The organism is Soonwooa purpurea (genome assembly GCF_053891095.1).
On sequence record NZ_JBSSMA010000003.1, the window covers coordinates 67,341 to 93,942 of the forward strand.

At 35.3% G+C, this 26,602-nt stretch carries 25 protein-coding genes; 6 read left to right on the plus strand and 19 right to left on the minus strand.

All coding sequences use genetic code 11. The annotated features are described in order from the left end of the window. Positions 1 to 699: a DUF1826 domain-containing protein gene (locus ACVFVN_RS03800; protein ID WP_456234252.1), complete on the minus strand. Its 699-nt coding sequence runs from the start codon at positions 697 to 699 to the stop codon at positions 1 to 3. Positions 700 to 831: 132 nt separating this feature from the next. On the opposite strand from ACVFVN_RS03800, the gene ACVFVN_RS03805 reads away from it, so the two are divergent. Then, the gene (locus ACVFVN_RS03805; RefSeq protein WP_456234253.1) at positions 832 to 2,073 is read left to right on the plus strand and encodes an S-adenosylmethionine:tRNA ribosyltransferase-isomerase; all 1,242 of its coding nucleotides are present in this window, start codon (positions 832 to 834) and stop codon (positions 2,071 to 2,073) included. Between the two features lie 73 nt (positions 2,074 to 2,146). On the opposite strand, the gene ACVFVN_RS03810 is transcribed toward ACVFVN_RS03805, so the two are convergent. From ACVFVN_RS03810 to proS, 4 genes are all read right to left on the minus strand, one after another. Next, entirely contained in the window at positions 2,147 to 3,916 is a 1,770-nt protein-coding gene (locus ACVFVN_RS03810) for an aminopeptidase P family protein (protein WP_456234254.1), read from the minus strand. A gap of 119 nt (positions 3,917 to 4,035) precedes the next feature. Continuing rightward, the gene (locus ACVFVN_RS03815; RefSeq protein ID WP_456234255.1) at positions 4,036 to 5,364 is read right to left on the minus strand and encodes an Nramp family divalent metal transporter; all 1,329 of its coding nucleotides are present in this window, start codon (positions 5,362 to 5,364) and stop codon (positions 4,036 to 4,038) included. A gap of 104 nt (positions 5,365 to 5,468) precedes the next feature. Continuing rightward, positions 5,469 to 6,758, minus strand: coding sequence for a DUF937 domain-containing protein (locus ACVFVN_RS03820; protein WP_456234256.1), 1,290 nt, complete (start codon positions 6,756 to 6,758; stop codon positions 5,469 to 5,471). A gap of 77 nt (positions 6,759 to 6,835) precedes the next feature. Continuing rightward, complete coding sequence (proS, locus tag ACVFVN_RS03825; protein ID WP_456234257.1) at positions 6,836 to 8,311, minus strand: proline--tRNA ligase; 1,476 nt, start codon at positions 8,309 to 8,311, stop codon at positions 6,836 to 6,838. Positions 8,312 to 8,457: 146 nt separating this feature from the next. Between proS and ACVFVN_RS03830 the strand changes: the two genes are divergently transcribed. Continuing rightward, on the plus strand, positions 8,458 to 9,447 hold the full coding sequence (locus tag ACVFVN_RS03830; RefSeq protein ID WP_456234258.1) for a prolyl-tRNA synthetase: 990 nt from the start codon (positions 8,458 to 8,460) through the stop codon (positions 9,445 to 9,447). 47 nt (positions 9,448 to 9,494) lie between these two features. Beyond that, entirely contained in the window at positions 9,495 to 10,925 is a 1,431-nt protein-coding gene (locus ACVFVN_RS03835) for an OmpP1/FadL family transporter (protein ID WP_456234259.1), read from the plus strand. A 228-nt stretch (positions 10,926 to 11,153) separates the two neighbouring features. Here ACVFVN_RS03835 and ACVFVN_RS03840 read toward each other — a convergent pair whose 3' ends face one another. From ACVFVN_RS03840 to ACVFVN_RS03905, 14 genes are all read right to left on the minus strand, one after another. Continuing rightward, on the minus strand, positions 11,154 to 11,492 hold the full coding sequence (locus ACVFVN_RS03840; RefSeq protein WP_165131627.1) for a HopJ type III effector protein: 339 nt from the start codon (positions 11,490 to 11,492) through the stop codon (positions 11,154 to 11,156). Between the two features lie 87 nt (positions 11,493 to 11,579). Continuing rightward, positions 11,580 to 12,971 (minus strand): nucleoside permease, encoded by a 1,392-nt coding sequence (locus tag ACVFVN_RS03845; RefSeq protein ID WP_456234260.1) that lies wholly within the window; start codon positions 12,969 to 12,971, stop codon positions 11,580 to 11,582. A gap of 21 nt (positions 12,972 to 12,992) precedes the next feature. Continuing rightward, positions 12,993 to 13,610, minus strand: a complete 618-nt coding sequence (locus tag ACVFVN_RS03850; protein ID WP_456234384.1) for a bifunctional nuclease family protein — start codon at positions 13,608 to 13,610, stop codon at positions 12,993 to 12,995. Positions 13,611 to 14,095: 485 nt separating this feature from the next. Then, positions 14,096 to 15,043 carry an electron transfer flavoprotein subunit alpha/FixB family protein gene (locus ACVFVN_RS03855; RefSeq protein ID WP_456234261.1) on the minus strand — a complete coding sequence of 316 codons (948 nt, stop codon included), beginning with the start codon at positions 15,041 to 15,043 and terminating at the stop codon, positions 14,096 to 14,098. A 38-nt stretch (positions 15,044 to 15,081) separates the two neighbouring features. Next, on the minus strand, positions 15,082 to 15,828 hold the full coding sequence (locus tag ACVFVN_RS03860) for an electron transfer flavoprotein subunit beta/FixA family protein (protein ID WP_165131637.1): 747 nt from the start codon (positions 15,826 to 15,828) through the stop codon (positions 15,082 to 15,084). A gap of 223 nt (positions 15,829 to 16,051) precedes the next feature. Beyond that, positions 16,052 to 16,759, minus strand: coding sequence for an SDR family oxidoreductase (locus ACVFVN_RS03865; protein ID WP_456234262.1), 708 nt, complete (start codon positions 16,757 to 16,759; stop codon positions 16,052 to 16,054). Between the two features lie 67 nt (positions 16,760 to 16,826). Then, positions 16,827 to 18,209: a dipeptidase gene (locus ACVFVN_RS03870; RefSeq protein WP_456234263.1), complete on the minus strand. Its 1,383-nt coding sequence runs from the start codon at positions 18,207 to 18,209 to the stop codon at positions 16,827 to 16,829. A gap of 78 nt (positions 18,210 to 18,287) precedes the next feature. After that, on the minus strand, positions 18,288 to 18,524 hold the full coding sequence (locus ACVFVN_RS03875) for a hypothetical protein (protein ID WP_165131643.1): 237 nt from the start codon (positions 18,522 to 18,524) through the stop codon (positions 18,288 to 18,290). An 88-nt stretch (positions 18,525 to 18,612) separates the two neighbouring features. Then, positions 18,613 to 19,767 (minus strand): THUMP-like domain-containing protein, encoded by a 1,155-nt coding sequence (locus tag ACVFVN_RS03880; protein WP_456234264.1) that lies wholly within the window; start codon positions 19,765 to 19,767, stop codon positions 18,613 to 18,615. Further along, complete coding sequence (locus ACVFVN_RS03885) at positions 19,767 to 20,927, minus strand: methylmalonyl-CoA mutase family protein (protein ID WP_456234265.1); 1,161 nt, start codon at positions 20,925 to 20,927, stop codon at positions 19,767 to 19,769. Before ACVFVN_RS03885 ends, ACVFVN_RS03880 begins: the two co-directional genes overlap by 1 nt. A gap of 2 nt (positions 20,928 to 20,929) precedes the next feature. Continuing rightward, positions 20,930 to 21,280, minus strand: coding sequence for an FtsB family cell division protein (locus ACVFVN_RS03890; protein WP_165131647.1), 351 nt, complete (start codon positions 21,278 to 21,280; stop codon positions 20,930 to 20,932). Beyond that, on the minus strand, positions 21,280 to 21,891 hold the full coding sequence (udk, locus tag ACVFVN_RS03895) for a uridine kinase (RefSeq protein WP_456234266.1): 612 nt from the start codon (positions 21,889 to 21,891) through the stop codon (positions 21,280 to 21,282). The genes ACVFVN_RS03890 and udk overlap by 1 nt, the downstream gene beginning before the upstream one ends. A gap of 85 nt (positions 21,892 to 21,976) precedes the next feature. Beyond that, on the minus strand, positions 21,977 to 22,537 hold the full coding sequence (locus tag ACVFVN_RS03900; protein ID WP_185670502.1) for a SanA/YdcF family protein: 561 nt from the start codon (positions 22,535 to 22,537) through the stop codon (positions 21,977 to 21,979). A 140-nt stretch (positions 22,538 to 22,677) separates the two neighbouring features. Next, on the minus strand, positions 22,678 to 23,811 hold the full coding sequence (locus tag ACVFVN_RS03905; RefSeq protein ID WP_456234267.1) for a 2Fe-2S iron-sulfur cluster-binding protein: 1,134 nt from the start codon (positions 23,809 to 23,811) through the stop codon (positions 22,678 to 22,680). A 79-nt stretch (positions 23,812 to 23,890) separates the two neighbouring features. Here ACVFVN_RS03905 and ACVFVN_RS03910 point away from each other — a divergent pair, with 79 nt between their 5' ends. The 3 genes from ACVFVN_RS03910 (at position 23,891) to ACVFVN_RS03920 (ending at position 26,518) form a co-directional block, all read left to right on the plus strand. Further along, on the plus strand, positions 23,891 to 24,526 hold the full coding sequence (locus ACVFVN_RS03910; RefSeq protein WP_165131656.1) for a TlpA family protein disulfide reductase: 636 nt from the start codon (positions 23,891 to 23,893) through the stop codon (positions 24,524 to 24,526). A gap of 70 nt (positions 24,527 to 24,596) precedes the next feature. Then, positions 24,597 to 25,577 (plus strand): iron chelate uptake ABC transporter family permease subunit, encoded by a 981-nt coding sequence (locus ACVFVN_RS03915; protein WP_456234268.1) that lies wholly within the window; start codon positions 24,597 to 24,599, stop codon positions 25,575 to 25,577. After that, on the plus strand, positions 25,577 to 26,518 hold the full coding sequence (locus tag ACVFVN_RS03920) for an ABC transporter ATP-binding protein (RefSeq protein WP_456234269.1): 942 nt from the start codon (positions 25,577 to 25,579) through the stop codon (positions 26,516 to 26,518). The genes ACVFVN_RS03915 and ACVFVN_RS03920 overlap by 1 nt, the downstream gene beginning before the upstream one ends. Positions 26,519 to 26,602 lie beyond the last annotated feature (84 nt).

Sequence of the window (26,602 nt, forward strand, 5' to 3'; positions counted from 1 at the left end):
TTAACAAATCAAAAGCAATCTGTACTCGTCTTTATTTTCCACAGGCGCACGATGTATGCAAGGCAAAACCGCTTGATCAGGATGATCCACAGCCAAACGCCAAAGATGACTATTTCCTAGATTAATAGGCTTTGCGTTGGTTTTTGCTGCATAATGCAAATCGAAGAAATTTTCTGTTAAAAATTCTTCAAAACTTTGCTCAGTGTTATTATGAAGTTCTTTTAATTTCTCTCGAATTTCGGGAATGAGAATTTTTTGTTCTGCTTCAGAATTGGGAATAATATCGCTAGAAGCTCCAAAATATGTACACAAAAATGTGTCCATCAACACAGGCGAACGATCGACATGAAATGAGTAAACATCGGTGGAGATAAAACTAAATTCGTCATCTCGGTCATAATTTTTGAGAAAGTTGAGAGAAGGTTGCGCTCCAAAATCCTTTAATAATTGCATATCGTTGATGATAATTTCTCTGGCAATATTTCCTTTGGCTGACAATTTTAATTCAAGAAGATCTTCAACAGAAACTTCTGTAATATTCTCTTTTAGTTCCAGTTTTGAAACAATTTCCTTAAAATCGCCTTCCGAGTTTCTGTGCCAACAAAGCGCATTGTTTTCTCCTTGAAAATCTGTTTTGACAAGTTCTTCAAAAGAAGAAACCAATTTAACCTGATTATAATTTGATAATGATTGGTTCATATTTTTATTAAAAACGAAACGTGTTTTCCTTACAAAAATACTGAAATGTTATTTATAATATCGTTTTGGAATTTGTTATTTATGAAGCTTTTTGAATGAAATACATTTAAACTTTCAAAAAAGAAAAAAATTATGGAAATTTGCAGCATGCATCCACGAGAACTGAAAATTGAAAATTTCACTTACAATTTACCTAACGAAAAAATAGCTTACACACCTGCTAATCCAAGAGATTCTTCTAAGCTGTTAATTTATAAAAACGCAACAATTTCGACGGACACTTACCAACATATTTCGGAGTATTTACCGAAAGATTCTGTTTTGGTTTTTAATGACACAAAGGTTATAAAATCCAGGATTTTCTTTCAAAATGAAACTGGCGCAACGATTGAAGTTTTTTGTTTAGAACCTTATGGTGAAAACCTTAATTATGAAGATTATTTTCAAAAACAAGGCAGCGTGCTTTGGACTTGTCTTATCGGAAAAGTTGCAAAATGGAGATCGCCAAAATTGTCAAAAAAACTAACGATTAATAACCAAGATGTCGAATTATCAGCAGAAATTGTTGAGAAATTGGGCGATTCTTATGTTGTAAAATTGTCGTGGACACCATCGGAAATTCCGTTCGCAGAAGTGGTGGAAGTCGCAGGTGTTACACCACTTCCCCCCTACATCAAAAGGATTGCGGATAAAACCGATGAGGAAACTTACCAAACGGTATATTCGGAGCACGATGGTTCTGTAGCTGCGCCTACAGCGGGATTGCATTTCACAAAACGAATTTTGGATGATCTTTCCGAAAGAAAAATTTCCACATTATTCACCACTTTGCATGTCGGCGCAGGAACTTTCAAACCTGTAAAATCCGAAACTATGGAAGACCACATCATGCATTCGGAATGTATGACTATTACTTTGGATTTTCTGGAAAGTTTATTTTCAAAAATTGACAAAGCTATTATTCCTGTTGGGACAACCTCCATGCGTACGATTGAAAGTATATATTGGATGGGAAACAAAATTGCCAATAATCCTAATATCGAATTTGAAAATCTAAAAGTCACACAATGGGAGCCTTACGAAACCGAAACTACACATTCTGCAAATGAAGCACTTTCTGCCTTGATTAATTGGATTAAAAAACATGCACAAACACATATCTCGGTAGAAACAGAAATTATTATTGCACCAAGTTACAAATTCAGGATTGCAAAAGCTTTGGTGACTAATTTTCATCAGCCGCAATCCACTTTATTGCTTTTGGTTTCAGCTTTAATTGGAGAAAAATGGCACGAAATCTATGATTATGCTTTGGAAAATGATTTTAGATTTTTAAGTTATGGCGACGGAAGCTTGCTATTTCCCCCATACTAAAATTTGAAACAACACATAAATAAAAAGCCTCATAATCAAAATATTACGAGGCTTTTTTGTGTTTTAAAACTTATTAAAGTGGACTTACCAAATCTAAAAACCAATTTTTAATATCACCTTCCAAGTGAGGGCCAATTTTTTCCTCACATTTTTTATGATAAGCATTTAACCAACTGACTTCATCTTCAGACAGCATTTCTTTAACAATAATATCTTTAAAGAATGGGCAGAATGTCAAGGTTTCAAACTCATAGAAGGTTCCAAAATCTGTTGTTTCAACCTCTTTAACCGCTACAAGATTTTCGTGACGAATACCATATTTATTTTCCAGATAAAACCCCGGCTCATTGGAAACTACCATTCCGGGAAGTAATTCTTGAGGATTGAGGTCTTTACGGATACTATGTGGACCTTCATGAACATTCATAAAACTTCCAACACCGTGTCCTGTTCCGTGGGCATAATCTTTACCAGCCATCCAAAGCGGAAGTCTTGCAATCGCATCCAACTGTACGCCACGCGTGCCTTTCGGGAATTTAACCATTGATAAACGAATCATACCTTGAAGCACCAAAGTTGAATCTTTTTTAAACTCTTCTGAAACATCACCAATCGCCAAAGTTCTTGTAATATCTGTAGTCCCTTCAAGATATTGACCTCCTGAATCGATCAAAATAATACCTTTATTAGTTACCTCAGAACTTCCTTCTTTTTTGGCAGAATAATGTGGTAATGCGGCGTTGCCTTGGTAACCGACGATACTTCCAAAACTTTCACCTACGAAATTGTCTAGACTTGCACGGAATTCTCTTAATTTCAGACCAATAGAATATTCGGTCATCGGTTCTTTTCCGACATTATGTGTTAACCAATACAGGAATTTGACCATCCCAACGCCATCGCGCTCCATAACAGTTCGGAAGCCTGCAAGTTCGGTTTCATTCTTTTGGGCTTTCATCAAATTTCCTGGAACCGCAGCTTTTAATAATGTATTATCAGTAACTAATGTATTAATAATGGCTTGATTGGTATTTGGGGAAACCAGCACTTTTTCATTCTTAATGGTTTTTAAAAAGGAATAAAATTCTTCGTAAGCTTTCGTGTTGACACCTGAAGCGTCCAGTTGTAATCTTGCTTCTTGATTAAGCTTTTCCAAATCAACAAACAAAATAGCTTCGGTTAAAGAAAGATAAATATAGCCTAAAAAAACAGGATTTGATTGCACATCGCTCCCTCTAAGATTAAGCGTCCAAGCGACATCATCTAGACTAGAAATAATATGAGTTGTCGCGCCTATCTCGTGCATTTTTTGACGAATATCAGAAAGTTTTTCGGTCACCGATTTCCCAGCGCGTTCAACGGGATGTACAAAAATTTCATTTTTAGAAGGTGTTCCTCTATCTGTCCAGATTGTATTTAACAAAGCCAAATCCAGTAAGTGAATATCTGCTTTTTTCAATTGATTTTCTATCAGTTCCCAGTTAGCGTTGGACGTTGCCAAAGCATTAACTGCAACTTTTCCTCCTTTCGGGATTTCAGAAATAATCCAATCAACAAACTGCGGTGTACCTTCTACTCCTTCTTTCATCAATTCGATTGTTGAATCTTTAAGTTCTTCAGCAGCCTGAACAAAATAACGTCCGTCTGTCCAAACGCCCGCCTTATATTTGGTGATTACCGCAAAACCTGCAGAGCCTGTAAAACCTGTTAACCAACTTCTCTCCTTCCATTCGTTTGGAAGATATTCACTCATGTGCGGATCCGCAGAAAAAATAATATAAGCATCAATTTTTTGCTGGTCCATTGCTTCACGAAGCTTTGTTAATTTATCTTGTGTTGTCATAATATTATATGAAATTTTCAAAGGATAAATTTACTCAAAATCTATGAGACAAAGGCCGATAAAACTTTAAAAAAGCACCAAAATTTCTTTAATAAAGCTAAGTTTTTATTTAATTAAATTTAAAAAATCGTTGCAATTAATAAATAAACATTGAGTGAGAGTATAATGGCACTAATTATAAAAATTAAAATTTTAAGCCAGTTTTTATTGGCAAATTCTCCCATTTTAAGTTTGGAATTGGTAAACATTACCAAAGGAATTACAGCAAAACTAAGTTGCATAGACAAAATAACTTGACTAAAAACCAACAATTGGGACGTTCCTCTTTCGCCATAGATTATCGCAACAATCAAGGCAGGAATTACGGCGATAAGTCTTGTTATCAAACGGCGTACCCAAGGTTTTAGTCTAATATTTAGAAATCCTTCCATAACAATTTGTCCAGCTAAAGTGCCTGTCAAAGTAGAGTTTTGTCCAGAAGCTAATAAAGCAATTCCGAAAAAAATACTTGCGAAAGTTGTTCCTAAAATTGGCGTTAAAAGTTGATATGCATCGTGAATATCAGCAACGTCATGATTGCCACTCGTGTGAAATGTTGCAGCAGATAAAATCAAAATGGCCGCATTAATAAAAAAAGCTAACATTAACGAAAAACTACTATCAATTGTAGCAAATTTAATAGCTTCTTTTTTGCCCGGAATTGTTCTTGGATAATTACGGGTTTGGACAATACTGCTGTGCAAATATAAATTGTGAGGCATGACGGTTGCGCCTAAAATACCAATGGCGATATACAACATCGAAGGATTGGTAACAATTTCTTTCTGCGGTACTAATCCTTGTAAAATAGGAAACATTTCTGGTTTGCTGACAATTAATTCATAAAGAAAACATCCTAAAATAATAAATATTAAACCACCAACAATACTTTCTATAATTCTAAATCCTTTTGCTTGTAAAAACAAAATAATAAAAACATCAATAACCGTTATCACAACACCCCAAGTTAATGGAATCCCAAATAACAAATTGAGCGCGATAGCCGTACCTATAACCTCTGCTAAATCGCAAGCGGCAATAGCTATCTCGCATAAAATCCATAAAACAAAATTAACAGGCGGACTGAAATGGTCGCGACAAGCTTGTGCCAAATCGCGTTCTGCAACAATTCCCAATTTTAAAGATAAATGTTGTAAAATAATTGCAAATAAGTTAGAAATTAAAATTACTGATAACAAAGTGTATCCGAAGCTTGCACCACCTTCGATATCAGTCGCCCAGTTTCCTGGATCCATATAACCTACAGCAATCATGAGTCCCGGACCTGTGAAGGCTAATAGTTTTTTCCAAAAACCCGCATTTTCTGGAACTTTTATTGATGAATAAACTTCTTGTAAAGAATTTTGGTGTTTTTCTCTACGCCAAGCACTGGTTGATTTTTTGAACATTCAAATTAACATGTTAGAATAATCTAACAAAATTACGCTATATTATTTTATCCCACAAAAAAAGCCGTCACAATGGACAGCTTTTTTTATAAGTTTTAAAGTTTTTATTTCACAAAGCGAATAGCCGTTTTTCTGTCAGCTTCTCTTTCTTTATCAGATGCTTCCGCAGGTACTTTTGCAAACTGCGATCCGTAGCCGTCAGCTTCTTTTACTTGTGCAGAGTTCAAGGCTGTTTTGATAGCTGCAGCACGATCTTTAGACAGTTTTAAGTTAACTGCTTCGTCACCTTTTTTATCAGTGTAAGCACCTATCTTAATATTAGCGGCTGGAAATTCTTTTAAGATTGCCTTTAAATTATCCAATTGTGCTTGAGATTCTGGCGTTAATTTGGTTGTTCCAAATTCAAAGTTCAAATTATCAAAATTGAACCATTTCTCTTTGAGTTGATCTTCAGTAGCATTTTTATAGTCATCAGATTTTAGGAACGTTACAATTTGATCCTCGATACCACCTTTATAAGCGTTCAAAGTTTTGCCACTTGGTAAAGTTACTACCACACTTTCTCTTTGTAGCGTTGTAACATTTGCTGAATCGCCATTCATATTTGTTGACATCGTATCTGATTCTTGTATTGTAGAATTTGTTGTTAATGCTGTATTGTCTGTTTTTTTGTCACATTGTTTCCAAAGGAACCAACCAGCTAATAATAACAAGAGTAAAGGCAGTAGCCATTTCAGTACAGAACCGCCTCCGCCATTATCATTGGGTGGGGTGTGCATGTTTCCACTTTTAGTTACATGAGGACCAGAATCCTTATATTCTGTTTCTTTATTTAAAATTGGTTGGGCTACTTCTACTTTTGGTGTAGACATATCACTTGCTGACTCCCCAAAGCCTAAGCTTGCCAGGCTAAGTCCTGCTGGTAACAAACTGGATACAATAGATTTTTGATCATTCAATAAATTAGTAAATTGAGTATGATCCAAATTGTTATCTGAAATATATTTGCCTAAATATCCAAAAGTACTACCTCCTACCAAATCTAATAACTGATTGCCAGAGGCCGGACTTACGCCAGCAAAATTAGATACTGTATTTACCAATGCATCTGATTTTCCTCCAAAAATTAATGAAATTAAAGATTGTATAGTTGCTGCTACACTATCTGAACCACTGGTCATCTGTGAAACAAAATCGGAAGATGCAATATTCTTCAAACTATTGAAAATACTGACATCTCCCGAGTTATTTGCCATCCCGCCAACAATGGCTGGTAAAAATGCGCTAATTGCGTTAGACACATTAGAATTGTTTTCTCCCAAATGTGTTGAAACCTGAGAAACAAGTTCTGGACTTAGCTGCGCTTTGATAAGGTCGATTAAGTTAATTGCCATAGGTGTTTATTTTTATTAATACCAAGACAAACAAAAACCAAACCAATAATTAACTTTTCTTCAATTAAAACAAGATTTTAATATGCTTTTGCAAACAAAACACGTTGTTTTGACGGCTTCCCTGTAATCATAGAAACACCTTCTTCCTGCTCATTTTCCAAAGGAATACAACGTATGGTTGCTTTGGTTTCTTCTTTTATTTGTGCCTCTTCTTCATTTGTACCATCCCAATGCGCAGAAATGAAACCTCCTTTTTCTTCCAAAACTTTTTTGAACTCTTCATAAGAATCTACTTTTGTGACGTGGGTATCACGATAAGTTTTAGCTTTATTAAAAATATCTTCCTGAATAGTTTTTAACAATTCTTCAATATAAAGATCAACATTTTCAATTGGCTGAACCTCTTTCGTTAAATTATCTCTTCTTGCAATTTCAACCGTTCCGTTTTCTAAATCTTTTGGACCAATCGCCATTCTAACAGGCACACCTTTTAATTCGTACTCAGCAAATTTCCATCCTGGTTTGTTTTGGGTGTCATTATCAAATTTAACAGAAATACCTTTAGCTTTTAATCTAGCTTGAATATCTAATGCGACTTTGCTGATTTCGGCCAATTGTTCCTCACCTTTGAAAATAGGAACTATTACAACCTGAATTGGCGCTAAACTAGGCGGCAAAACCAAACCTAAATCATCCGAATGTGTCATGATTAAAGCACCCATAAGCCTTGTAGAAGTTCCCCAAGATGTTGCCCAAGCGTGTTCTATTTTCCCTTCTTTATTTGTGAATTTCACATCAAATGCTTTTGCAAAATTCTGTCCTAAAAAGTGCGAAGTTCCCGCTTGTAGTGCTTTTCCATCTTGCATCAAAGCTTCAATACAATAAGTTTCGTCTGCACCTGCAAATCTTTCAGAAGGCGTTTTGAATCCTTGTATTACAGGGATTGCCATAAAATTTTCAGCAAAATCTGCATAGACTTGATTCATTTTTTCAGCTTCTTCAATGGCTTCATCTCTTGTAGCGTGCGCCGTATGACCTTCTTGCCAAAGGAATTCTGCAGTTCTTAGGAATAGACGTGTTCTCATTTCCCAGCGTACGACATTCGCCCACTGATTAATAAGAATTGGTAAATCTCTGTAAGATTGTATCCAGTTTTTATAAGTACTCCAAATAATAGCCTCGGAAGTGGGTCTTACAATCAGCTCTTCCTCCAACTTAGCTGCTGGATCTACAATAAGTTTTCCAGGGTTATCTGGATCATTTTTTAAACGATAATGTGTTACCACAGCACATTCTTTGGCAAAACCTTCTGCATTTTTCTCTTCAGCTTCGAAGAGGCTTTTCGGGACAAACAAGGGGAAATAAGCATTAACATGTCCTGTTTCTTTGAATTTGCGATCCATCTCGTCGCGCATTTTTTCCCAGATTGCATAGCCATAAGGTTTGATAACCATACACCCACGCACACCAGAGTTCTCTGCTAGATCAGCTTTTACAACCAATTCGTTGTACCATTTGCTGTAATCTTCTGCCCTTGTTGTTAACTTTGCCATAAATTTTTTTGATATTTCTTTTAACTTTTCTTTATGTTCTTAATCTAAAAATAAAAGACGTATTTTTACGCTTCTATTTATCGTACTTTTGGTACAAATTTGGTATAAAGAAATGCAAATATAATAAACTTAATACTCTATTGAAAATGAAAACTTTTATCAATTATAACATTTTTAATCTAATTAAGTCTAAAACCTTAATGATGATTTCTGGTAGTCTCCTTTTAACATCTTGTGTTGTGTACACAGGAGGTTACTCTGAGACAGATGGTGTTTATTACGATCCTAATAGGGACAGCCTTCCAGAAGGTTACACTAGCAATCAAACTAACCAGATAGATCAGTATTATGATTATTCTGATGCTGGTATTGTTGAACAATCTTTAAAAAATCAACAATTGAGCAATAATCGATATGGTAGCTATGACTCTGACTGGGGTTCTTATACAGGAACCGAAACCTACTATACCAATTTTAACAATTGGGGATGGGGATCTAGCTATTATGGTTGGGGTTATCCTTATTATCCTTCTCGTTGGGGATGGGGATATGGTTGGAATATAGGATTTAGTTGGGGTTGGGGAAACCCTTGGTATGCTGGTTATAACCCATATTGGGGCTATGGCAGTGGCTACTGGGGTAGCTATTACCCATCTTATGGCTATGGTGGCTATTATCCTTATTATGGTAATTCTTACTACATTCCTAGAGGAAATAGAAATACTAATGGTAACAGATTAAGTGGAATGTTAAGAGAAAACACTGTTAGAAACATGAATAATTCTAGTGTCAGAAATCCTAATCGTGGAAATCGTAATCAAGGCATGATTAATAATAATGCAGGGACAAGAAATCCTAATAATATGGGAGGCATTAGAAATAACACTTATCCAAACCAAAGCAACGGTTCTATCCGTCAAAATGGTGGCGTGAGAAATGATAGTGGCGTTCGTAATAATACTGGCGGAATAAGAAATACTTCACCTATGCCACAACAAAATACTGGAGGTTTCCGTAACAGTGGTTCTAATAATGGAGGTTTCAACTCTGGTGGCGGAATGCGTTCAAGCGGAGGCAACATGGGAGGAGGCATGCGCTCTAGTGGCGGTGGCGGAATGAGATCTGGTGGACGTTAATTTAATAATAAATAAAAAATTTAAAATAGTTTTTAAACAACATTAATATGTTAAAGAGAACATTACTGGTACTTTGCCTACCTGCAGCTTTTTATCTTAAGGCACAAGACATATCAGAGATTAGAAATACTACAGATGTCTATAACAACAATAGTATATCGGGAACGGCAAAATACGTAGGTATGGCTGGATCCATGGGAGCGCTCGGTGGTGATATTTCTAGTCTAAATGTTAACCCTGCAGGCTTAGGCGTTAACATCGCAAGTGACCTTAGTTTGAGTCTATCAACTTTTTCTAACAAAAATAAAAGTACACTAGCAGGCACTTCGGTATCTAATAAAATTAATAAAACTGATCTGGGCAATGCATCGGCAATTATTGCTTTTGATCTTACCAATATGAATTCCAAATGGAAGTTTGTTAACATTGGTGTTAGCTATAACTCTATCTTTCTTAATGAGGGGCTAGGCACTCCTGGAAATAACAATATTGTTATTCAAAAAGATTTAATTGATGCTAACAACAATCCATTACTAGGAAACTTGACCTATAAAGGTCATGTTTATAACAGAGATGGACGTTTGGACAAAACCAACTTTTCTGTTGGAGCCAATTATGATAACAAAATTTATCTAGGTGTTGGCGTTAATATGAGCAACGCTAGTCTCACACAGGACGATTACGCTTTCTTTCATCTGGACGCAAATAATGTTACGGATTCTTATGAAAAACAATATACACCTTACCTAGAGCAGGCTAATGGATTCTCTGCTAATTTTGGTATTATTGGAAAAGTTAACAATATGTTCCGTGTGGGAGCAGCTATTGAAACACCAACTTGGTGGTCTACAGAGCGCGTCTATAGAGATTATATGATCGACAATGATGGATATACAGATGCGGCAGACTTTAGCGAAAAGAGAGATTTGAGAACACCTTTCAAGGCAACCTTAAGTGCCGCTTTTGTTCCAAATAAAAACTTTGCGTTTAACGTGGATTACATCCAAGGATTAGGAAAACCAAAATACACCACAACATCAGCGGTGAACACAGATCTCAATGCGTTTTATAACGAAAATTATAAAAGCTCATCAGAAGTTAGATTAGGTGCTGAATACCGTTTCCAAGGTCTTCGCGTGAGAGCAGGTTACGCATTTTCCAGCAATCCATTCAACAATATGAGCTTATCGAGTTATAATGACAGTGGCATCATACAAGACACCAACTACTCTAATTTAATTTTATCTAAAAGAAATACTTTGGGTGTAGGACTTGGTTACGATTTCAAAGCATTTTATATTGATGCGGCATACCAAAATGTTTCATCGGATTACAACAATCCATTCTTGTATGGAAATGTTGACCAAGGCACTGGTTATTACAGTAACAATTTTGATATTAACGCGCCTGCTTACGCCGTTTCTAAAGTTAAAAACCAAATGAACAATTTTGTTTTCACATTGGGTTGGAAATTTTAATTGAATCAATTTACATACAATAAAAAAGCTATTCATTTCTGAATAGCTTTTTTATTAAGGCTATGTCAACTGTTTGTCAGTTGGTCGTTGTTTCTTTTGCGTAAACTTTTTAACAACATAATCAATAACAATTGGTGCTAAAATGGTCAATAAAGTTTTGAATAGTTTAGATCTCATAATTAAATATTTTCTCAATACCAACAAGATTTAAGCCACAATTCTCAAAGCTTATTTTTCAACCAAAGCTTCCCCATCGAATTTAACATCGTCCCAACCATACTTCATAAAATTTCGGATATTTTGATGATCACTTCCAGTAGGATTTTTCAAAACTTCTTTTGTGTAAAAATCTCCGAATAAAGACAAAGTTTGATCTTTTGTTAAATCATTTAATTTTGCAAAACTAAAAATCTTACAAGATCCGTTATTTTGATTAGCAACATTCACTTGGTCACCATTGGTAAATTTGGTTGGATAAAAATGATAATGGCTATCAATATAAGCGATAACATCATTAAAATTAAACTCAGTTTTCCCGTCTTTTATCTGTTCTAAAATCGTACTCATTGTCTATTCATTAAATTTAAAATCATTTCTAAAACCAAAATTACAACAAAAAAAATCCGAATTCAATGGAATCCGGATTTATATTAATTAATGTCCTGAATTATCAACAGCTTTGGCTACTGTTTCAGCATTATGTTTGTGTCGGAAAAGAATGGCGAAAGCCACACCAACTATCAACGCGTAAATCGCGAAGGTCAGCCATATCTCATGCCAATTTTTCATCAAAATTGTAGTTGATAAAATACCATCGGGACCTATGCTAGCATTGAAAGAATTTTTAAGTATTGACAAGAAAGTCGGGTTATCAACCGTTGTTTCCAGATAAGTGGCCAACTCTGAAGCTGTGGTAAATTTATGCGTGAAGAATTTATCAATCATCCAACCTGCAACATTACTCCCGATAACGGCCCCGAAACCATTTGTCATCATCATAAATAAACCTTGCGCAGATGATCGGATTTTTTTCTCCGTAGTCGTCTCAACAAACAAAGAACCCGAAATGTTGAAGAAGTCGAATGCCATACCATAAACAATACAAGACATAACAATCATCCAAAGTCCATCCTGTGGATTACCATAGGCGAATAATCCGAAACGTAAAACCCAAGCAAACATACTCAGCAACATCACGTTTTTGATACCATATTTCACTAGGAAAAATGGAATGGCAAGGATAAACAAAGTTTCAGAAACCTGAGAAATTGCCATAATAATCGTAGAACGTTGTACTACAAAAGAATCGGCATATTTCGGAAAATTAGCAAACTCGCTCAAGAAAACATCGCCATAAGCATTGGTCAATTGCAACGCAGCCCCCAACAACATCGAAAAGATGAAGAACAAAGCCATCTTATAATTCCCGAAAAGCTTGAAGGCATTAAGACCCAATTGCTCAGTAATCGGTGCTTTTTTATCGATTAGGTTTTCTGGCGGACATTTTGGAAGCGTTATCGCATAGACGCCCAAAAGCACAGCAACGGCTCCTGCGATATAGAATTGTCCTTCTGTAGCCTTGCTTCCTGATAGGTTGGTGATAATCATCGCAACAATGAAACCAACGGTTCCCCAAACACGAATGGGCGGAAAATCCTTGACAACATCCAGATTATTATTTTTAAGAATGCTATAAGAAATTGAATTACAAAGCGAAATCGTTGGCATATAGAAACACATCGCTGCTAGCATAATATAGAAAAATGTACTAGGACTGTCTGCATGAGGTAGCAAAAATAACGTAGCACCATATAATACATGCAAAATAGCATAAATCCTTTCCGCGTTCACCCAGCGGTCAGCAATAATCCCCGTAAGGGTTGGCATAAATATCGCCGCAATCCCCATGGTTCCGAAAACTGCCCCGAATTGTGTACCGTCCCAATGTTTTGTTCCAAACCAGAAGTTAGCCATCGTAATGAGCCAAGCTCCCCAAACGAAAAACTGAAGAAAACTCAGTATCGTTAAACGTAATTTTATGTTCATAGTAAAGTAATGTAAATAGAATTATTCAATCTTTCGGTTGCGCTTTTTGATTTCTTCTTGAATGCGCATTGCTGTGTCAAAATCTTCATCGCGAACGGCATCTTCCAATAGTTGATTCAGTTCTTGCGTGGAAAATTTAGAAAATGTATTTTTATCTGTGAAATCTGCTTTATCATCAAAAGATTCTTCTGTATAGTTTTGTTCTTCTTCTTTTTCTTCTATTTCTAAAAGTATTCCGGCCTCGTTAAGCACTTGCTCTGTTGTATAGATGGGCGCATCAAAACGAACCGCCATCGCCACAGCGTCAGAAGTGCGGGCATCCAATATAAGATCTTCGTCCGTAATATTATTCGTAAATACCAAATTGGAAAAAAATACACCATCCAAAATTTGATAAATTATAACAGAACTAAGCTTGTATTGCGTAGAGGTCACAAACTTTGCAAACAAATCATGTGTAAGCGGTCTAGGTGGCTGGATGTCTTTTTCTAAACCTAAAGAAATGGATTGCGCTTCAAAATTACCAATAACGACAGGAAGTTTGACACCTGTCTCTTCGTGTTCTAAAAGTAATGCATAAGCGCCAGATTGGGTCTGGCTATAGGAAATTCCTCTAATGATAAGTCTTTTGTAATCCATATAGCAAATATAAAGTTTTTTAGGAATTATCGTATCTGTTTTTATAGTGAGCTTAATCATTTGATTTGTAATAAATAAACTTAGGATTCAAAAAATTCTGGGATTAAGAAAAAACCCCATTTTGTTGGTCAAAACCTAAGTCGCAAGCTCATTAAAATTCATAGTTTTTTAGGGCTTAAAAAATAGCAAGCTTGCTAAGGCCCAACGGCAAGCTTGGTATCAGTCAATAGCAAGCTTGGTATCAGTCAATAGCAAGCTTGTTATCATCCAATAGCAAGCTTGCTTTTTTGTGGGATCTAAAATTCTTGAGATCCGTTGGTATGTGCAAAGCTGGTGCGCCCCGGATGGAACGGCCTGTCGGAGCTCGCGCCGCAGGCGCGGGCATTGGCTGTGGCGCGGCGCAGCGACTAGTGACAGCCGGAAATGGCGCCCAAATAAAAAAGCCCGAGAAAATTCTCAGGCTTTATATATGGTCCAAAAATCGATTACGATTTGAAGGCTTTTAATTTTTCCGTTAAAGCGGGTACGATTTGGAACGCATCACCTACTACCCCGTAATCCGCAGATTTGAAGAATGGTGCTTCTGGATCACTGTTGATTACCACAATGGTTTTGGAACCGTTAACTCCTGCTAAGTGTTGGATAGCGCCAGAGATTCCTACGGCGATGTACAAGTTAGGCGAAATCGCTTTACCTGTCTGTCCAACGTGCTCTGCGTGGGGTCTCCATCCAATATCTGCTACTGGCTTGGACGATGCTGTTGCAGCGCCAAGAACATTAGCTAGTTCTTCGATCATTCCCCAGTTTTCTGGACCTTTCATCCCACGACCTGCAGAAACTACGATTTCGGCTTCTTTTAGGTCTAGTTTTCCTGATGATTGCTCGTGGCTGATGACTTTTGTGTCTTCGTTAACAATGCTAAGGTCTTTCACTTCTTCGGAACCTGCAACAATGTTTTCTTTAACACCGAAAGCGTTTTGAGATACAGTCACAATAACTGAAGTTGCATCTGCTTTTGCTATCATAAAGCCTTTTCCTGAGAATGCTTTTCTTTTCACTTGGAAAGGTGTGATGCTTTCTGGTGCTGCAATAACGTTAGTTAATAGCGATGCGTTTTTTTGGATGGCTAACATTGGCGCGATAGAAGATGCATCTGTTGTATGTGGGAAAACCACGATGTTGCCTTCTGCTACTTGGTTAACGGCATCTGCATAAGCTTTTGCACTGAAACTTTTAAGTCCTTCATCTTTAACATTCACAACTTTTGTTGCACCGTATTTGTATAATAAATCTGAAGAATCTGTTGGGTTGATAGAGATTGCAGTTACTGTATCGCCAGCTTGATCTGCAATTGCTTTAGCGTAAGATACTGCCTCGAAAGCTGCTTTCTTGTAAACGCCATTTATATTTTCTGCATATACGAATATTGCCATGTCTTTAAAATTTGAAATTAAACAATTGAGAGTTGAAATTAGATAACTTTAGCTTCTTCGTGAAGTAGTCTTACCAATTCGTCTAAGTTGTCTGGAGAAACCAATTTAACAGCTGCTCTTGCAGGAACACTATCAAAAGAAATAGCGTCAACTTTAACTTCTGAGTTGATTGGCTCTACCACTTGCAAAGGTTTGGTTCTTGCAGACATAATTCCTCTCATGTTAGGAATAATCAAATCTTTTTCTTCTACGATCCCTTTTTGTCCAGCGATAACTGCAGGTAACTTAACAGAAATGGTTTCTTTACCACCTTCAATTTCTCTAACTGCTGTTGCTTCCGCACCGTTAACATCTAGTCCGACACAGGCATTTACAAATGGTTGATTTAGCAATGCTGCCACCATACCAGGAACTGCGCCACCGTTATAATCGATAGACTCTTTACCTGCCAATACGATATCGTATCCACCATCCTGAGCTACTTTTGCAATTTCTTTAGCTACAGAAAAACTGTCTTTAGCGTCGGAGTTTACGCGTACAGCATCGTTAGCTCCGATAGCCAAAGCTTTACGGATAACAGCTTCTGTACCTGCGTCGCCTACATTAACCACCGTAACTGTAGCGCCTTGAGATTCTTGTAATTTTATAGCTTTTGTTAAAGCGAATTCATCCAAAGGATTGATCACCCATTGGATACCATTCTTATCAAATGCAGACTTGTCTGCTGTAAAGTTAATTTTACTGGTCGTATCAGGCACACTGCTGATGCAAACTAATATTTTCATCTGGATAATTTTTAAAAATTAAGCTTCGTAAAGATACTAAAATTTACTATGCGTGCATAATATTTTAGTATTTTATGAATAAGAAAAGCTTATGCTTTGATATAAGGGAATTTGATAAACGGCACGGCAAAAACGTCCTTAATATTTATTAAATAAAATAGTCAAGGATAAGTTCATGCAATCCCAAAAATCTTTATCAACTTCCTAAATCTGTCTTTGTTAATTATTTTTTTACTTGACTTGCTCGCAATTCTATCTTAGAAGGAAGGACGCGTGGATCCATATTTAGCATGTTAATAATTAAATCACCAACATCAGTAGGCTGTATCTTCCAAGCATCTTCTTCTTTCGGTTCAGAATTGTTAAAATAGGTATTAATTGATCCTGGCAAAATCACAGCGCATTTGATATTAAACTTTCTCAAATCTATCATAGCCGCTTGTGTAAAGCCAACAACACCAAACTTAGAAGCATTGTAACCACTTCCCTTTTCAAAGAAATATTCTCCCGCCAAACTTGCAATAGAAATGAAATAGCCTTCGGTTTTCTTCAAAGCTTCGATCGATGATTTTAATGTATAAAAAACGCCTGTCAAATTGGTATCAATCATCTCGTGCCAGTCTTCAATACTCAACTCATCAACAGATGCGAAATGTCCCAAGCCAGCATTGGCCACCACTAAATCTATTTTTCCGAATTTTTCTAAGGTTTTTGAAATCGCTTGTTGTTCATCTCCAAAATTTTTAACATCGGATACAATTCCCAAAACATGCTCTCCTAAAGGATCGAGTTGAGTTGCTGCCTTATCAACATCTTCGGGTTTTCTCCCAGAAAAAGCGACTTTAAAGCCATTTTTTAAGAGAACTTCAGCAATTCCAAAACCAACACCTTTGGTTCCACCTGTTATATAAGCTACTTTATTATTTAGCATTATTGATAATTTTAAAAATATAAAAATAAAAAAGACAACTCAAATTGAATTGTCTTTTTTATACATTTTATCCTTTTGCGTAAAACTCAAAGAAATACGGAATACTTTCAATGCCTTTATAATAATTGTAAAGGCCGTAATGTTCGTTGGGTGAGTGGATTGCATCCGAATCTAGACCAAAGCCCATTAACACAGATTTTGCGCCCAACACTTTTTCGAATAATGAAGTAATCGGAATACTTCCACCACTTCTGTAAGGAAGAACTTCTTTACCGAAAGCTTTCTCCATCGCTTTTTTCGCTGCTTGGAATTCTTTGGTATCACTCTCTAGCACGTAAGGCATTCCACCGTGATGTGGTGTTACTTTTACTTTTACGCTTTTCGGAGCGATTTTCTCGAAATACTTCGTAAATTTTTCAGTGATTTCTTCAGGAGTTTGATTCGGTACCAAACGCATCGAGATTTTAGCAAAAGCTTTAGAAGCGATTACCGTTTTGGCGCCTTCGCCTGTGTAACCTCCCCAAATTCCGTTAACATCTAAAGTCGGACGAATAGAGGCTCTTTCTAAAGTGGTATAACCTTCTTCACCTTGAATATCGTTTAAACCAATTGATTTTTTGTATGCTTCTGGATCGTCTTTCAATTTGTTCATTTCTTTACGATCTTCATCAGAAACCACCAAAACATTATCGTAGAAACCATCAATAGTGATATGGCCTTTGTCATCGATAAGATCACCAATCATTTTTGATAATACATTAATCGGGTTAGGCACTGCTCCACCATAAAGTCCAGAGTGCAAATCTCTGTTTGGCCCTTCCACTTCTACTTCTACATAACTAAGACCTCTAAGTCCCGTAGTTACCGTAGGTTGATCAACCGAATAAATATGCGTGTCTGAAATTAAAATAACATCACATTTTAGTTTTTCTTTATTCTCTTCCAGGAAATCGGCTAAACTTGCAGAACCCACTTCTTCTTCCCCTTCAATTATGAATTTAACATTACACGGCAACGTATTGGTTTTTATCATCGCTTCGAAAGCTTTCACATGCATAAAGAACTGACCTTTGTCATCGGCAGAACCTCTTGCGAAAATTGCTCCGTCTGGGTGTAACTCCGTTTTTTTAACCACTGGCTCAAAAGGATCGCTTGTCCATAATTCTAACGGATCCGCTGGCTGCACATCATAATGCCCGTACACCAAAACAGTAGGCAACGCTGGATCGATGATTTTTTCGCCATAAGCCACGGGATAGCCTTTGGTTTTTAATACTTCAACATTATCCGCGCCTGCTTTTCTTAAATGTTCTGCTACAGTGTCAGCACATTTCAAGACCTCTTCTTTGTAAGCTGGATCAGCAGAGATGGAAGCTATTCTTAGCACATCAAACAATTCGTCTAAAAAACGTTGTTTATTTTCTTGAATATAATTTTGAGTTTCGTTCATTTTAGAAAATTTGAAATTAAAATATATAAAAAATGTCTCACAAGACGTAAGACATTATATGCTTTTAACAGTATTTTATTAATTTGCTTTTACAGTATCAACTTTTGCAGCAGGCATTTCCTCAACAGCAGCAGTTTGTACCGGAGCCGCTTTTGTCGTATCAACTACTGCTTTGTAAGTTCCTTTTGGTGCGTTAGGATCATCATATCTCACGACATCGTCGGTTTTCTTAACACGACCTTTGTTACCGCCTTCTGGCAAACTACAAGATACTATAACTAAAGCTGAAGCCAATAATAAAACTGATTTTTTCATTCTTAAAAATTTAAAGCTCAAAATTAATAAAACTAGCCGTCACAACAAAATAAAAGCACGAAATTTATTCAGGTTTTAAATAATCTCTTTACGCATCCAAACTTCTGAGAATAATTTTCCCTTTTTGACTTTGCGTAAATATTAAATATTGATTTCCACCATCTTTTATTTTGTACTTCTTCTTGATGTCGTCGGGCGACAAAGGATGGTTTTTTGAAATGATATTGTATTTTGAATTTTTCTCAATCTGTCTGGCATCTATTTTTTCAATGTTTAAAATTCGACCTGGAAAATTTTTTACCAATATTTCAGAAGTATAAAAATGGGTGTTGGGATGAAGTTTTGTCAAATTAAATGTTTTTGAAATTAAATTAAAAGCGCCCGATTTCAAAATCGAATTGTTCGGAATATATAGATAATTGGAAGCTTCGCCGAAACTTGCGTGACTGCGTTTTTCATCATCAATATTAAATGTAAAAACCGCTTCGTTGCTTTCCAGATTAATGCAAGAGCATTGTATTTCGTTGTAAGAATGTTGCGGTTCTATAACAACCAACAATTCTTTAACGTCGTTTTTGACAGCGATAATCTGGATTTCAGTTATATTTTTCAAAACTGAAATCAAGTAGGAAATATCAATTAATGGTGATAATTTAACAACTATTTTCTTCCCGATTTCATTCAATACATCTTGAATTTCTAATAAATTTGGCGACAAATCTTCTAGTAGGAATTTCTTTTTCAGTTGTTGGTCGCGTCGCGCTGGATCGAGATAAATAACATCAAATTGACTTTGATTTTTGGACAAAAAAGTTTCTAAATTTTCATTGATAAACTTAGCTTTTCGATCAAAAACAGTCCAGTTGTGTTCTACGATTTTAATCAAACTTTCGTTCTGCTCAACCAAAGTAACTTGCTCAAAATTTTGAGACAAAAAATAAGCATCAATTCCAAAACCGCAAGTCAAATCAATAAAACTTTTTCCTTGCAACAATTGCGCTTTGTAAACGGCTGTTGATTGTGACGATGCCTGCTCCAGATTAAGATTTGGAGGGAAAATTATTCCCTCTTTTTTTAAAAATGGAAACTTTTTTTCGGCCACTTTTTTGCCTTTTATTTGCTGAACAATTTCCTGTAGCGAAATTCCATCAAAAGGGGATTTTTTCAACAATAAAGAATGCAAATCTGCGTGGAGATTTGCATTAATATAATCTTGTATGTCTTTATTTAAAATAGTCTGCATTATTCAAACATTTCTGCCCAACGCACCGCTTTTATTTCGTTTTTATTATAAAGATCAGCAACCGATTTTGTAATATCAAGTTTTGGATAAAGATTGACACCAATTAATTTGATTTTACCTTCTTCCACCCAAGATTGCTCTTTTGTTGCTTGATCAAATATAAGTTCTTGGATTTTCCCTGACGCGATAGATTTTGTAAAACCTCCGTTTTGCTCAATGTTTAGGAATAAAGTCCACGCTTTTTCTGACAATTGTCTGGTAATATCTTCGATAACATAACTGCCAGAAGTCGCGTCCTCAAAGACATTGATGATACTTTCGTAAGCCAAAACAATCATCTGTTTGAACGAAACTTCTTCCGAAAGTTTGGTTTGATTATTTATTTTGAAATTGTTTGCAAAAACAGCATCGGCTCCACCAATCATGGCTGCCGATAATTCTAAAGTTGAACGAATTAAATTGTTTTCTTCATCATTATTAGCTTTGTTTCTAAAACTTGTTTCAGCAAAAATATATGGGAATAAATTAAGTCCGTATTCTTTTGACAATTGATTAAACAAATATTTGAAGGCGCGGATTTTTCCGATTTCTAAAAAATATTGATAACCCACTGCAAAACGGAAACTTAGTTTATCTAAAATTTCGGCACCGAATTCTTCTACCAAATCTTTGGTTTTCGCTAATGCGATTGCCAACTGCTGAACCAACGAAGCGCCAGCATTTTGATAAATTGTAAGGTCAACACCGATATTTCTTTTGAAATTTTGATTCAATAAATATTGTGCTAATTCTACATTAATACTTGCATCTGCAATGAAAACATCCACCAAACTGATATATTGATTGGATGCGTCATGACTAATGGTTTTCGCCAAAACAGCATCCGTGAAAAACAAAGTTTTCTCAGCAACTTTTACATCTTCATCAATCAAAAATGCATAAGCATCTTCTTCTAAAGTCTCGTTATATTTTGCGACAAGATGTGTGCTCTCTTCTAGTCTTGGAAGTTTTGGCGCTGCTGGATTTGTATTATCATAATAAGGTTTTACGATAATATCTTCAAGATTATCTTTAATTAATATTGAATAAATATCTTCGGTTTTCAATTGTTTTTGTACCAATTGTTCCCAATCCTGAAGACTAATTTTTGCAAATTCCATGTTTACTTTTTATCAATTGTTGTACTGTCTGCTACGAGAATAAAAATTTCTTCATTTGGTTTTTTCATAAAGTAATTTTCGCGTGCATACTTTTCTTTCTCATCTTTATTATTCATAAGTTTTTTGAAGAACGCATCATTTTTCTCGTATTCATTTTTATAATAATCAAGTTGGTGTTCATACTTTTTGATGTCACCATTTAGTTCATTAACAACCAAAAAAGAGGTGTTATCAAAGAAGATCATCCATACAAAAAACATCATCAAAGTGATGGTATATTTGTTAAGAATGTAAGATCTAACAAAAGTAAATCCTGTTGATTTTTTCTTGATATCTTTGATAAGTTCTTTCATTATTTCTTCAAAGAATTGTTAATAACCGTTGTCAGAAAATCTATCGCTACTGTATTGTTTTTCATATTCGGCACGATAAGATCCGCTTCATTTTTTGATGGTTCGATAAATTCTTGATGCATTGGCTTTAGCGTTGTTTGGTAACGGTGAAGCACTTCTTGCAAATCTCTTCCGCGCTCTTGTGTATCGCGACGAATTCTACGTATAAGTCTTTCGTCAGAATCTGTATGAACAAATACTTTAAGATCATATTCTTTAAGAAGATCTTTATTGGTCAACACCAAAATACCTTCTACAATCAACACATTTTTGGGTTCTACCAAAACATGATCTCCCGTTCTGGAATGTGTTACAAACGAGTAAACAGGTTGTTCTATGGCTTGGTTATTTTTTAGCGCACGAACATGTTGTGTTAACAATTCGAAATCGATAGACTTCGGATGATCGTAGTTTAAAGCTTCGCGTTCTGTTAAAGTTAAATGTGGATTATCGTGATAATAATTGTCCTGCGAGAGAACGTTAACGCCTTCTACATTAAGCTGTTGAAGAATTTTGTTAACGACTGTGGTTTTTCCAGATCCTGTTCCTCCGGCAATTCCAATGACAAGCATATTTTGATTTTTTACAAATTTAATTTAAAAATCACATTCAGCACAAAAGAAATAGCTACAAAAAACATGATTTTACGTACAAAAATTAGTTCTCTTTCGGTGAAATTCCTAAAACATAATAAACAACTGCCAAAACTCTTGCTAAAAATTCTCGGGTATGATTTCTATAAAAGCTTTCATTTTTAGTAACATCTTGGGCGTCAAATCCCAAAGCATTCATATTATTATTTCGTGCAAAAAACAAAGCTCTTAGATTATGAAAACCTTGTGAAACGATAATCACATTGGACTGTTTATAAATGTCTTTGCAACGCAAAATACTTTTGTGGGTGTTAAAACCCTTTGGATCTTCGATGATAATTTCTGGTGGGACACCTTCTGTATATACCAAAAATTTTTTCATTGCGGCTGGCTCATCATAATTCTTACTTTTCTCACCACTTACGATGATTTTTTTAATTTTTCCATGATGATACAAAGTCCCTACTGCAGCCATTCTTGCGGTGAAATAAGGATTTGCAAAACCCGATCTCATTTTGGGAGATGTCCCAAGAACCAAAGCACTTTCGCGAGGTGGCACTTTGCTAATTTTGGTATAAGTCCTTCCACTGGTTAATGCGAATACCCAGAAATTTGCTAAAATCATCAGCAAAAAAATCAGTTCAAGGCTAACAAAAATAGTCTTGAAAAAAGATTTTATAAACTTCAACATACAAAGGATCCGCTAAACGTCATTTTTTTTGAAGGAGTGAATTTAACTATAATTTTTTAAAAATGAAAAAATTATTAATCCATTAAATCAAAATCCAAAAATAAATCTTGACTCATCGCAAAGGCAGAACATGGCAAAATTTTGGACTGTGACAACTCTTTATCTGTCAAATATTCATTTTCTTCCATCTCGACTTCGCCTTTTTCCAGTTTACAAATACAACTTCCGCACACGCCAGATTTACAAGAATACGGTACATTAATCCCCATTCCTAAAAGTTGTTGCAGGATTTTCCCTTTATTATTTTTCAAAATAATATCGTCTTTTATAAGATGATTGTATTTTATTTTCACCTTAATATTTTCGATTATCGGGAAAGCTTTTTCTTGCGGATAAATATTGTCGTTAAAAGATTCGAACAATTCAAAATGAATGTCGCGTTTTGGGATTCCATTATTATAACAGGCATTTGCGACAGATTTTATCATATCGCCAGGACCACAAATCACCACTTTGTCCGTAGAATCCCAAATTGTTGACTCGTCATCTTCGTCGTCCAAATGCAGAATTTGATTAATAATAAGTTTGACTTTTTTTTCGTCTAAACGCCCTTCTAAAAGTGGATTATTAAGCTTTTGGCGAGAGAAAAAATAATAGACAAAAAAACGATCTGCATGGTCTTTCTGGAGTTGCTTTAACTCATCAAAAAAAATAATATCCTCTTTGGTTTTGTTGCTATAAAAGAGAAAAATCCTTGTCCTAGGCTCTTGATACAAAAGATTTTTTATGTGACTGAAAATTGGCGTAATCCCAATCCCTGCAGCAAAAGCTAAAATACTTCTTTTCTCATGCGGTTTTATGATCAAACTAAATCGTCCTTGTGGCGGACTTACCAAAATCTCATCGCCAACTTGATAATTTTGGTACAAAGCATTGGCAGAACTTTCTGAAGATTTTATTTTAACGGCAACTTCAAAATTTGGCTCGTTTGGGGAAGTAGTAATGGAGTAATCATTAATTATTTCGTGCTGATTTTCATTAAACTTCAAAGCAACATACTGTCCTGATTGATAACCGAATACAGCCTTCTTATCTTCAGGAATACCGAAGCCTAATAGAAAACTATCTTTGGTCAAGTCCAATTTTTTAACTATTTTTAACCGATAAAACCGAGGCTGGTTACCAACTGATAATACTTGTTCTGTCATAGCCTCAAAATTAATCAAAAATTATCAAAGTATAATTTCAAAAAATCAACAACAACCGAGTTTAATCAATAGAAAATAAATGAAAAAATACGTCTTAGGTCTTATTTTAGGAACATCTTTAATCGCATGTAAAAATGATAAAGATTTGAAGTTTGAAAACAAAAACAACGCAGAAGATTCTTTAGCAATTGACAGTACACAAGAAGTTGATTCTCTTGGTGCGCATCGAGAATTACTAGAATTAACACCTGAAAAAATTCCTACTTTGCTATCTGCAAAAACCAATGATACGCTGTATGTAACCAACTTCTTTGCGACCTGGTGCCAACCTTGTATGATAGAAATTCCGCATTTCAAAGAAAAAATGGAACAATTAAAAGATCAACCTGTTAAATTCACTTTTGTAAGTCTGGATAACAAGTCGGATTGGCCAACACAAGTTAGCGATTTCGCTGATGAATACGGACTTCGCAACAATATCGTTTTGTTAGATGGGAGTCTTTTGACACCCGAATTCTTCTCTCAAAATTTTGACACTTGGAATGGAGAAGCTATTCCTTTCACCTTGATGCGTCGCGGAAATATGGTGGACGAATATATGGGCTCAATGAAAAAGGAAGAAATAAATGCCAAGATTGACAAGATGATGGCTGCCAATTTCACTCCAAATATTAATGAGCAAAAAGAAAAAAATAAAATTACTGGCAAAAAATAATCTAAAAAAGGCATCCAATTGGATGTCTTTTCTTATTAAATAATCGTATTTTTGGCATTCAAAATTAAGTATGGCAAAAGGCTTTGGAATTCTCGGTATTGTTTTAGGCATCGGCATTCTTGTGGCGGTAGTTGTTAATCTTAATATCGGATATATCCCATTAGAATTGTCGGATTTTTTCGATAAAACTGCTGACAATTCTGCGATCGCAGACATCCGTATCAATCGTGTTTTGGCCATGCTTTTAGCAGGTATATCCATCCCAAGTAGTGGATTTTTATTACAAGAATATTTTAAAAACCCTTTAGCAGGACCAGATGTCTTAGGCATAACATCGGTATCGAGTTTGGCAGTGGCTTGTTTTCTTTTTTTTTCACAATCTTGGATAATGCCAGATTTTATACAAAATAGCTTCATCAGCATATCAGCCATTGGCGGTAGCTTGATTTTAATGCTTGTTTTAATTTTGTTTTCAAAACGTTTTCAAAATGCTTCTTTCATTATTATTTTTGGATTTTTAATTTCAGCTTTGGCAGGCGCAGTTGTCAGCATTTTACAATTTTATGTCGAAAGTCAAAGCCTGAAAAACTATATTTTATGGTCTTTTGGAGCGAATAATAATGCAAGTCGAGATCAACTTTTAATTTTGTTTTTATTTGTTGTGCTGGGCTTATTTTTTAGTTTTAAATCCATAAAACCTTTGATGGGAAATGCTTTCGGCGCGGCTTATGCAAAAAGTCTAGGTGTTAATCTAGATCGACTGAAATACACAATCATCATCGCCACATCTTTGCTATCAGCTTCTGTCACAGCTTTTCTTGGTCCTATATTGTTTGTTGGAATTGTTGTTCCACATTTTTGCAGATTACTTTATAATCCATCAAAACTTTGGCACCAATGGATTCTGAATATGGTTTTAGGCATTTTTATCATGCTTAGTTTTTCAGTTTTAGCAGAATTAACGCAATTTCCTATCAATATCATAACATCAATTATTGGCATTCCTGTCATCCTTTTAATGCTTGTCAAACAATCTAAAAATCTAGCGTAATGGAAAAATTTTTAGACTTAAAAAACTTAAGCATCGGCTACAAAAAAGCTTTAGTAGAAGACATTAATGCAGAACTTCACTTAGGCGAAGTTGTTCTGTTGATGGGAAATAATGGCGTCGGCAAAACCACTTTGATTAAAACACTTCTCAAACAAAATACTATTCTGCAAGGTAATATTTTTTTAAACTCTAAAAACATAAAATCTTATAGTAAAAAAGCCATTGCAGAAGAAATTGCAATTGTCTTTTCCAAAGCTGATATTCCGTACAATTATAGCGTTGAGGAACTTATCAATTTCGGAAAATATATCCATTATCCTTATTATTTTAAAATTAACGCAGCAGATAAAAACGACATTTCAAATCTTATTGAAAAACTAGAGCTTGAACAATATCGTCATACCCAACTGCAACATTTGTCAGATGGAAATCTTCAAAAAGCGTTTATTGGTCGTGCTTTAGCACAGAATTCTCCCATGATAATTTTGGATGAACCAACAACGCATTTGGATGAAGATAATAAACTAATGATCCTGAAACTATTGCGTCACTTGGCGAAAAAACATAACAAACTGATTTTGTTTTCATCACACGACTGGCGATTAGCCCGTGAATTTGCGGATAAAATTTGGTGGATTCACGATCAAAACTTACAATCGGGTTTAACAGAGGAAATTCTTTTAAAGAATAAAAACTTCCTAGATCCGCATATTTTCAATGTTAATCACAATTTTGTTTCTCCAAAAATCGACGCGCCACAATTGGAAAAAGAGTTGCTATTTTCTTTTTTGCAAAAGAATTTTGACGTAGATTTATCTTCATTTTCAATTACTTATAAAGAAGACAAATGGTCGGTAATCTCTAATTTTTCTACAACTTCCCACAAAAGTTTAGCCGAAATTAAAAATTCATTACAAACACTCTTAAATTCTACACTTTAGATAATCAATTTTAAATTTTATTACGAATAGCATAACAAATAACCTGTTGATTTTCAATATTTAACATTTATTTAACGGAAATAT